This is a genomic window from Variovorax sp. WDL1 (assembly GCF_001541225.1).
Lineage (GTDB): Bacteria > Pseudomonadota > Gammaproteobacteria > Burkholderiales > Burkholderiaceae_C > Variovorax.
Window position 1 is genome coordinate 4,340 of record NZ_LMTS01000338.1, and the last position, 9,011, is coordinate 13,350.

General features: G+C 58.7%; 8 protein-coding genes and 2 pseudogenes. 7 read left to right on the forward strand and 3 right to left on the reverse strand.

The features are described 5' to 3' along the window. Window positions 1-183: 183 nt before the first annotated feature. From APY03_RS41065 to APY03_RS41070, 3 genes and pseudogenes are all read right to left on the reverse strand, one after another. Window positions 184-1,296, reverse strand: a complete 1,113-nt coding sequence (locus tag APY03_RS41065) for an acyl-CoA dehydrogenase family protein (protein WP_083944915.1) — start codon at window positions 1,294-1,296, stop codon at window positions 184-186. Between the two features lie 115 nt (window positions 1,297-1,411). Continuing rightward, window positions 1,412-2,290, reverse strand: coding sequence for an acyl-CoA dehydrogenase family protein (locus tag APY03_RS38295; RefSeq protein WP_162487263.1), 879 nt, complete (start codon window positions 2,288-2,290; stop codon window positions 1,412-1,414). 375 nt (window positions 2,291-2,665) lie between these two features. Next, a pseudogene (locus tag APY03_RS41070) lies at window positions 2,666-2,925 on the reverse strand (integrase core domain-containing protein); the annotation flags it as partial. Here APY03_RS41070 and APY03_RS38300 point away from each other — a divergent pair. The 7 genes and pseudogenes from APY03_RS38300 to APY03_RS41075 all read left to right on the forward strand — a co-directional run. After that, window positions 2,925-3,565, forward strand: a pseudogene (locus tag APY03_RS38300) (transposase); the annotation flags it as partial. The pseudogenes APY03_RS41070 and APY03_RS38300 sit on opposite strands and share 1 nt — an antisense overlap. A gap of 277 nt (window positions 3,566-3,842) precedes the next feature. Continuing rightward, entirely contained in the window at window positions 3,843-4,277 is a 435-nt protein-coding gene (locus APY03_RS38305) for a hypothetical protein (protein ID WP_068685859.1), read from the forward strand. Then, entirely contained in the window at window positions 4,255-4,839 is a 585-nt protein-coding gene (locus APY03_RS38310) for a hypothetical protein (protein WP_068685861.1), read from the forward strand. The genes APY03_RS38305 and APY03_RS38310 overlap by 23 nt, the downstream gene beginning before the upstream one ends. Then, entirely contained in the window at window positions 4,836-6,392 is a 1,557-nt protein-coding gene (locus APY03_RS38315) for an AMP-binding protein (protein ID WP_068685868.1), read from the forward strand. Before APY03_RS38310 ends, APY03_RS38315 begins: the two co-directional genes overlap by 4 nt. A gap of 23 nt (window positions 6,393-6,415) precedes the next feature. Next, the gene (locus APY03_RS38320; protein WP_068685863.1) at window positions 6,416-7,375 is read left to right on the forward strand and encodes a Bug family tripartite tricarboxylate transporter substrate binding protein; all 960 of its coding nucleotides are present in this window, start codon (window positions 6,416-6,418) and stop codon (window positions 7,373-7,375) included. Window positions 7,376-7,592: 217 nt separating this feature from the next. Then, window positions 7,593-8,450 (forward strand): p-hydroxycinnamoyl CoA hydratase/lyase, encoded by an 858-nt coding sequence (locus APY03_RS38325; RefSeq protein WP_232081446.1) that lies wholly within the window; start codon window positions 7,593-7,595, stop codon window positions 8,448-8,450. 281 nt (window positions 8,451-8,731) lie between these two features. Next, window positions 8,732-9,011: transposase (locus APY03_RS41075; protein ID WP_157103524.1), on the forward strand; the 280-nt coding region annotated here is incomplete at its 3' end.

Sequence of the window (9,011 nt, forward strand, 5' to 3'; positions counted from 1 at the left end):
AGGTTCACCACGCATGACTCGGGGACAACATGATTCGCTACTTCTTTGTCGTCAGGGACTTGCACCCTTCTACTCCTTGCCGGTCTCCCGGCGCACCACTTCAGACTTGAGGCCGCCCCTGATCAAATGAATTTGGAGAGCAGGGAAAGATGCAAACTCAGACATTGAGGCCCCCGTTGGTGACTACTTGGCAGCTGTCAAGCCCGCCGGAAGTGAGAGTCCCCGGACGGCAATGATTCCCCGCTGAATCTCGTTGGTACCCCCGGCGATCGAGAACATGATTCCTTGACGAATTAAGTCCTGCGCACCGCCGTGAATCAGGGCGTCTCCGGTATCGATATCTAGAAGGGCGTTGGGGCCCAGCAACTCAACTGCTTTCACGCCAATTCGCTGTAGCAACTGCGATGCAGAAATCTTCGACATCGCGGCGGGAACGAGACCTGAATTACCGGCTTGGAGTGCTTCTATAGTGCCCAGCGAGAGTTGTCGCGCCAGTTCGATTTCCGCGGCCAAGGTCCCCATGACGTCTTGCGTGCTCGCATCGAACTGCCCCCCGCGTGCGGCATGAAGCTGGCATGCCATTTCGTCAAAGACGCGACATGCCCGACCGACAGTGCCGCCAAAAACGGCGCGCTCCGCTGCGAGTGCTTGGCCGATGACGGCCCAACCCTTTCCGGCCTCCCCAACTAGTGCATCGGATGTTACATGCACATCGTCATACGTCACTGTGTAGAACTGAGTGCCGTTCAAGTTTGAACTAGCTCTATATGAAATTCCCTCCGAACTCATAGGTACGGCGAAAACACTAATCCCAGCATGTCGCGGTACGGCTTGGGGATCTGTGAGCGCAGCCAGCCAGACATAGTCGGCTTTGTCAGCGGCTGTAGTCCAGAGCTTCTCGCCACGAATCACCCAACAGTCCCCTTTGCGGCGGGCTGAGGTTCTGATCGCGGCGAGATCGGACCCAGCGCATGATTCACTATAGCCGAGGCAGAATGTCACCTCGGCACGCATCAGCTGCGGCATCCAGCGGGCCTTCTGCGCAGCGGTCCCGAAGCGGGCGATAGCGGGAGCAACCATGTAAGCTCCGATTGAATGAGCATTGCAAGGCGCTCCGGCATAGTTCATCTCCTCCGAGAGGATCAACTGCTGAACTGCAGCTCCTGGATAGCCTCCGTACTCAGAGGGCATGCCAAACTTTAGCCAGCCTTGGTCAGCCACCAAGCGGCTGAAGGCAATGCTCCACGATCGATTTGCTCGCGAAGCAGCGCGAACGCTTGCCGCAAGCCCCCCCACCAGTGCTTGTCAAGCCAAAAGCGAACCTGCATGCGGAAGGAATGCACATCCTCGGACGTATCCAAGTCAGGCAGCACACGCCGGGGGGGGCACACGGATCCTTCGACAGCAGCGCTCATTGCTCGATCCGCCTCGCTAGTTGCACCATAATCGCGGCTCGTGAGGCTCGAGGCCCTCCAATGCGGTGAACATCCGATATAGCCTGGCGCGTGAGTCTCGGCATTGCGTGCTCTTCCGCAAAGCCGATGGCTCCCATGACCTGATGCATCTTTATGGCAATCTTCGGTAGATGAAGACCTGCCGCGCTGGTGGCCGCTGCAGCCTGATATGTTGCGCTGCTACGTTGCGCGTCCATCGCAGCGGCCGCACCGTCGATACAACGTGTCAAGCCCTCCAGTAAAAGCGCGGCATCAGCAAGCATGTGTTGGACAGCTTGAAACGCAGCGATGGGGCGCCCAAACTGAGTGCGCAATGCGGCGTGCTCGCACGCAAGCTCGAAAGACCTCTGGACAGCACCGCAAGCTCTGGCACTAAGCAAAAGGCGGGCAATTGTGAACGCCCGCTCTAATGTTGCGGAATCTCCTGCAATGGCACGGATACTCGCGCACTGCATTCGCGCATGGACCAGTTCATCCGAGACCAAGCCAGTCTGTACGGTCCACTTAACATTTGAACGCTGCACCTCCACCACAATGGCACGATGCTCCGCTAGGACGAGTAGATGGTTGGCGCCCTGCAAGCACTCGACAAAGCCCAACTCTCCGGAGAGTGCTTCTCGTTCGACCTTGAGGCTTTCCACGGCCGTATCCACTGACGTCGCGACTCTGAGGCCTTGCACCTGGGTAAGTTGCTCCCACTCTTTCCCGAGTTTCCGAAAGAGGCCCAATAGCAGAGAACCTAGCACGGGCAACATTAAACTACGGCGTCCGCACTCCGAAAATGTAACCATGGCCAACCGAACACTGAAATCGTTGGTTTCGGGCACTTCGGCCATTCCGACCTCCTGCAGAGAATCCCAAGACGCAACGGCGTCAGCGCTCGTTTCATACTGGGATAGCACTTTGCGTAGCGAGGTCCGCCACATCTCGAGAGCTGCGAGTGTTTGGTCGTGCAACTCCGACTCAGCGGCGCACGAAGGATTGGGCGATCCCCATGAACCGGTGATCACGGTCTTAGGCAAGTCGATCTCCATTAGCTTTGGACATGGAGTTTCCACCTGTTACTTGCTAGTGTCAAGCACCCATTTTTGAGGGGGCGGGAAGCACTCCAGGGAAGGTCCGAACAATCGAACAATCCTGTCGCAAAAATAAGTTGCATGATCCTTGCGAGCTGAATCGCCCCGCATTTCATGGAGGCTCATTGGCTTGAGTCAGGCCGACATGGTCTGCTGCTCAAGTTGGCGATAGTATTTAGTTGGCCTCGAACTCCGCCGGTGGGATGTAGCCGATAGGCTCCAGCAGCCTTTGGTGGTTGAACCAGGACCACGCATTCCATCGTGGCCATTTCCTCAGCTTCCCCGGTCTTCCACGGCCCGCGCCGTTGAATGATCTCGGCCTTGTACAGGCCGTTGATGGTCTCGGCCAGCGCGTTGTCGTAGCTCTCTCCGGTGGTGCCCACCGAAGGCTCGATGCGTCGATGGCACGCTGATCCAGGCTCGGGCCGGACACAAGAGGACGACGATGGCGGCAGCGGCGGGGACTTCAAGGGGCAGAAGCGCAGCAACGAAACGCACGAGTCGAAGACCGATCCCGATTCGAGGCTGTACCGCAAGGGCAAGACCGGCAGCGAGCTGCGCTCTATGAGACACACGCTCACGAACAACCGTCACGGCCTGGTGGTCAATGCCATGGTCACGCAGGCCGACGGCTTTGCCGAACGTGAAGCGGCCAAGGCCATGATCTGGGACGCACGTCAGGCAACCGGGAGTGCGGAAGCCGAGGTCACGCTGGGCGCGGACAAGGGCTATGGCGCGGGCGAGATCATCGAGGCGCTCAAGGACATGAAGGTCACGGCGCATGTGGCGCAGAACAAATCGGGGCGTCGCTTGGCGGTGGCCGATGAGATCGCCCAGAGCGAGGGCTATGCGATCTCGCAACGCAAGCGAAAGCTCATCGAGCAAGGCTTCGGCTGGGCCAAGTTCGTCGGCCCCATCCGGCAGGTGATGGTGCGCGGCATCAAGAAAGTCGACCAGTCGTTCGTGCTGACGATGGCAGCCTACAACCTCGTGCGCATGCGCACCTTGGCAGAAATCCGTCCCTTGACGCCGTAAAGGTTAACGAGAGCCGAAAACGACCCTCGAAGCAAGGAAAACAGCGATGAAAGCCAACCCGGAACGTCGAAATCAGCAAGCCGCCTTCTTCGGTATACAGGATGACTTCGGCGCGCTTGGTACTTCAGCAGCCTGCTAAGTCGGCGGCGCCACTGCATCATCGTCTCGTAAGATGAAGATGCTGCAACTCTGAGGCACTATCGCTTGACAAGCGCAAGCACCTGGACTCTACTTTGCGTCTTCGAGACTGCACACGGCAACGGTGGAAAGGAGAAGCATGTTCCCGGTTGATAAGCGCTTGGCCGAAATGGTCTGGTATCCGGCTCCGGACGTGATTCCGCAGCTCTGCTACGCACTCGAAGAGGTCCCGACGGCTCTTTGGAACTCCCACACTGATCTCTATGAGCTGGCCGACGACATCGAGCCATTTCTGAAGAAGCACGGAAGCCGCAAGTGGGATTTCTTGTGGTCGATGGAGCGGCATTTCTCTGAGCCGTACGGCCCGCTTCCGAAAGCGAAGCAGAATTTCATGGCGGGTATTCCTGACATGTCTCTTGCCGACAAGTCCGCAGGTGTGCGGGGACAAGCCACAGCACGCGTCAAGCCCCACCAGTTTGAGCCTGGCTCCGACCTCCCTGCGGGTTCTCGTGATTGGCTGAAGAAGTTTTTTTATGTCCACGGTGAGGTGCATGTTGCCTGTATTTGGAAGTGACGCGATCGGTAAACGGACGCAGTACTGCTCCATAGACGAGTTCATCTTGGCCGTGGCGCCCGGCGCTGAGTCGCGGCTGCGGGTGAACAACGTTACTGCGGAAGAGTTTAAACACCAATATAAGTTCTATCACGTGTATCACCAGTTCGATCCCGCGATTCCCTTGAAGATCGACCGGCGTGAGCAGGAAGTAGTTCGCGCTTATCAAGACGTGCAGACGCGTGAAGACTGGGTAGATCGAGCCGTCTTTCACATGCTCGCAGACCGGTTCGATGTGTACCAGGGTTTTGAATGGGTGCAGTCTTCGTACGCGCCGCTCGCGAGAGTCTCGCTGCAAGTGGTGAAGGACGAGCGCCGCTCTGAGCCCGATGGGAAGCAAACCTCGCTTGCCGTTGTGACCGGGGCGCTCGGGACTGTCACGGCGGACGGAGGGCACCCAACGTGGCACGGAAAATTTCCTTCCGCCATGGGGGCTGCGGGCATGCGTCGACAGTCACGCGTCTCAGCACCCAAAACTCCTAGCAAGATTAGCGTGAACAAAACCGCGATATGGCCGAAATGACTAATGCAGACTTGTCGGCGCCCCAGGGTTACGCATCGTGCGGCACGCGCCGCATTGACCTTGTGAGGTTGTGGCACCGAGGCGGCAGCCTTGCTGCGGCGCTGCGGGGTCGCGGGGTAGGCACGGATGATGCCGTTGCGATCCTGATGCGCAATGACTTGTGCTTCCTTGAAGCGATGGTCGCAGCTACGTTGCTCGGGGCCTACCCGGTCCCGATCAATTGGCATGGAACTGCATCGGAGGTCGCGTACATCCTAAAGGACTCAGGCGTAAAGGTGCTGCTCGCGCACGCGGACCTCTATGCATGCGTGCGAGATGCTGTGCCAACAAGCGTGCACCCTATAGTGGTCGCCGTGCCCGCCGAATTGGCGCACCCGTACGCTGTGCCCTGCGAACTGTGGTCCGTACCACCAGATGTCGACGACCTCGCGCTCGTGATCGATTCGCACGAGCCATTACGTGACCGGTCGCTGGTGGGCAGCCGCGGCACAATCGTGTATACGAGCGGCACCACCGGACTCCCTAAGGGCGTAAAACGCTTTGCGCTGCCGCCAGATGGCGCCCGTCGCTTCGGCGAAATGTCGCAGCAATGGTTCGGGCTCCGCGGCGGCGTGCGCACTGTCATGGCCGGGCCGATGTACCACAGCGCGCCAAACACCTATACCCTGGCCGTGCTGCGATTGGGTGGCAGTATTGCGCTGATGCCACGCTTCGACCCGGAGGCGCTGCTAGCGCTGATCGAAGCGGAGCGCATTACTCACCTTCACTTGGTGCCGACTATGTTCGTGCGCCTGCTTCGCCTCCCCGAGGCGGTGCGCAGCCGATACGATCTGCGCTCGCTGGAGTTTGTCATCCACGGGGCCGCCCCGTGCTCACGCGAAGTCAAGTCGGCCATGATCGACTGGTGGGGGCCCGTGATTTATGAGTACTACGGCGCCACCGAGACCGGCATGGTTACCCGTTGCTCTTCCGAGGAGTGGCTGGCCAAGCCCGGAACTGTAGGCAAGGCCTGGCCGGGGCGCGAAATCCGCGTGTACGCTGAAGACGGCCAACGCCTTGGGCCGGGCGAGTTAGGTGAGATTTACGTCGGCATGCAAGGGGTGCCTGAGTTCACGTACCACAACGCCGATCAGAAACGCCGATCGATAGAGCTCGACGGGCTAGTGACCAACGGCGACGTGGGCTACCTCGACTCCGATGAGTACCTGTACCTCGTGGATCGGAAAAAGGACATGGTGATCTCGGGCGGCGTCAACATCTACCCCGCCGAAATCGAGTCGGTTTTGATCAACCACCCAGCGGTCTTTGATTGCGCCGTTATCGGCGTTCCTGATTCGGAGTATGGTGAGAATCTCGCAGCGTACGTTATCCCTTCACCTGGTTGGCGTGTGGACGAAGCCGCACTGCAGGAATGGCTGCGCGCGCGGCTCGCTGGATTCAAAGTCCCGCGGCTGTTCTTCTTCGCCGACCAGCTTCCTCGCGACGACTCCGGGAAACTGTTGAAACGCAAGCTTCGCGAACCTCACTGGGCCGAGCATGGATTACGAATCTGACGTCCGCAAAATAGGAGACCACTATGATCTTGTTAGCCCGACTATGGCTGATCGTCGGCATCTTGCTGCTGCCCGGAGCAGCCTTGGCTGACTATCCTGCGCGAGCGATCAAGTTTGTCGTACCATTTCCCCCTGGCGGTAGCACCGACGTAATCGCACGCCTAGTGGCACGTAACATGTCGGCCGCGCTAAGACAAGAGATCGTGGTGGAGAACAAGGGCGGCGCGGCCACTATCATCGGTACTGAGGCCGTTGCGAACGCCGCACCTGACGGTTACACCGTCTTGGTGACGGTGTCCACTTCTCTTTCCGTGAACCCGCATACTCACAAGCGTTTGCCGTACCGGGCGGAGGATTTCGTGCCAATCGGCTTGATCTCCGAGGCGCCGCTTGTCCTGGTCTCATCCAGTTCGCACCCGGCGCACAACGTCAAGGAGTTGGTGCGCTGGCTGAAGGCCAAAGATGAGGCAGCGGTTGGCAGCACCGGCACGCGGGGCTTCACCCACCTGACCGCGGCGATGTTCTTCAATGCCATCGGCGCTAAGTTCCGTGATGTGCCGTACCGTGGCGAAGCGCCAGTCCTGCAGGATTTGATGGCAGGCCATGTCGACCTCTACTTCGGCAGCATGCCTGGCACGCTGCAGCACGTTAGGGCGGGCAAGCTGCGAGCGTACGGCGTCACAACCATGGACCGCTCGCCGTCAGCCCCGGACATTCCATCGCTAGCGGAGCAAGGACTTCCAGAGGTGAACGCCAGTTCGTGGTTTGGCCTCGTTGCACCCCGGGGAACGCCTCCCGAAGTTGTCGATACTCTTTCAAAGGGTCTGAGCACGGCGATGGAAGACAAAGAGCTGCTCGCGCGCATGGCGCATTATGGCTCAGTCGGCCACTTCATGAGGCCGGCCGAGTTCGCCGAGTACATCCGAACTGACCGCGAGCAATGGGGCCGCACTATGCGCGCATCCGGCATTAAGGCCGAGTAGTCAAGGTGAGCACGGGCTCGAGCTTTGACTCGTCATACCAGCTCGCGCGTGGAGCGCAGGAGTTCCGCCATGGCCCTATAAGCGACGCGAAGCCCTGCTTGGCCTCTTTGCGAAGGGTACAAGAGCTGCCGCAAGAGAAGGGGAGCAATGAGGTTGAATGTGGTGCTTGGCGAATGTTCATGCGCCCTGCAATTATGAAGAAAGAAGGAGAGCTTATATGAGCGCAATTACAGAGATGAATGATGTCCTCTATAGTCAGCGGAGCTTCGTTGATGTCGAGATGGAGGGGCAGATCGCCTGGGTTTCGATTAACCGGCCCGAGAAAAAGAATGCGATTAGTCCGGCCGTGGCGGCCCAGATGATCCAGACATTGGAGAAGCTGGAAGCCGATGATCGATGCGGGGTGGTCGTCATCACTGGTACGGGCGATTCCTTTCACGCTGGCATGGATCTCAAGGATTTCTTCAGGGTAACCGACGGAATGTCCGAGTCTGCGCGGCAAAAGATCTATCGGATGAACGCTGCTTGGCAGTGGCGTCAACTGATGCACTATCCCAAACCTACCATTGCCATGGTTAATGGTTGGTGCTTCGGTGGCGGCTTTTGTCCTCTGATCTCGTGCGACCTAGCTATTGCCGCAGATGATGCAATTTTCGGGGTTTCGGAGATAAATTGGGGCATCCTCCCGGCGGGCAATGTCACCAAGGCCTTGTCGGTCGTGATGCCGCATCGGGACGCGATGTACTACATCATGACCGGTGAAACATTCGACGGCAAGCGTGCAGCACAGATGCGCATCGTGAACGAATCGGTTGCACGAGACCAGCTCAGGGATCGCACGCGGCAGCTGGCGAATGTGCTGCTGCAGAAGAATCCAATGACGCTTCGCGCAGCGAAAGACGCGTTTCGACGTGTGCGCGACATGTCTTGGGAAGACGCAAACGACTACTTGTTCGCGAAGCTCGACCAAGCGCGGCTCTTAGATCCGGAGGGCGCGCGCGCGAAGGGCATCAAACAGTTCGTTGATGAAAAAACCTACAAGCCTGGCTTGGGCTCTTTTGACCGTTCGCGCTGACGGTAGGATACGCCATCAATGGGGGGAGTGCTGGCTGTGGTGCTCGGAGTGTCTTCAAGAAGGCTCCGGGCGAACTGGCTCCGCAAATCTGAACATCGCTGTAAGCAAAAACTCTGGGCAGTATGCAGGTCGTTCAATTTCCCTACGCGGTTGAGATGTGTCGTGTCGTGTGAGCGGTAAAGAGCCGCTCGCCAGAGGCCTGAGGGGAGATAGTGTGCACGTGTCGACCAAGAGTTGAACTGACCCCCAAAACCTGGACGAACCGAATCTAGGGAAACGGGATGATCAGGTATACAGACAAGCAGAAGCTGGACGCAGTGAAGGCGTACAGGAAAGGTGGCGGTGGCTTGCTCGCGACGGCAGCGGCCCAGGGCGTGAACGTGGCGTCGTTGCGCAAATGGGTCGCTGGCTATGACTCTCTGGGCGATGCGGGCGTGGTAATGAAAAGGCGCAGCAACTACGATCCTGCATTGAAGGGCTCTGGTGCAAATTTTCAGCGAAGCCAAGTGACGTTTCCAAAAGTCCGGGCAGGTTATGCCGAAAGCACCGCATGCCAGATCG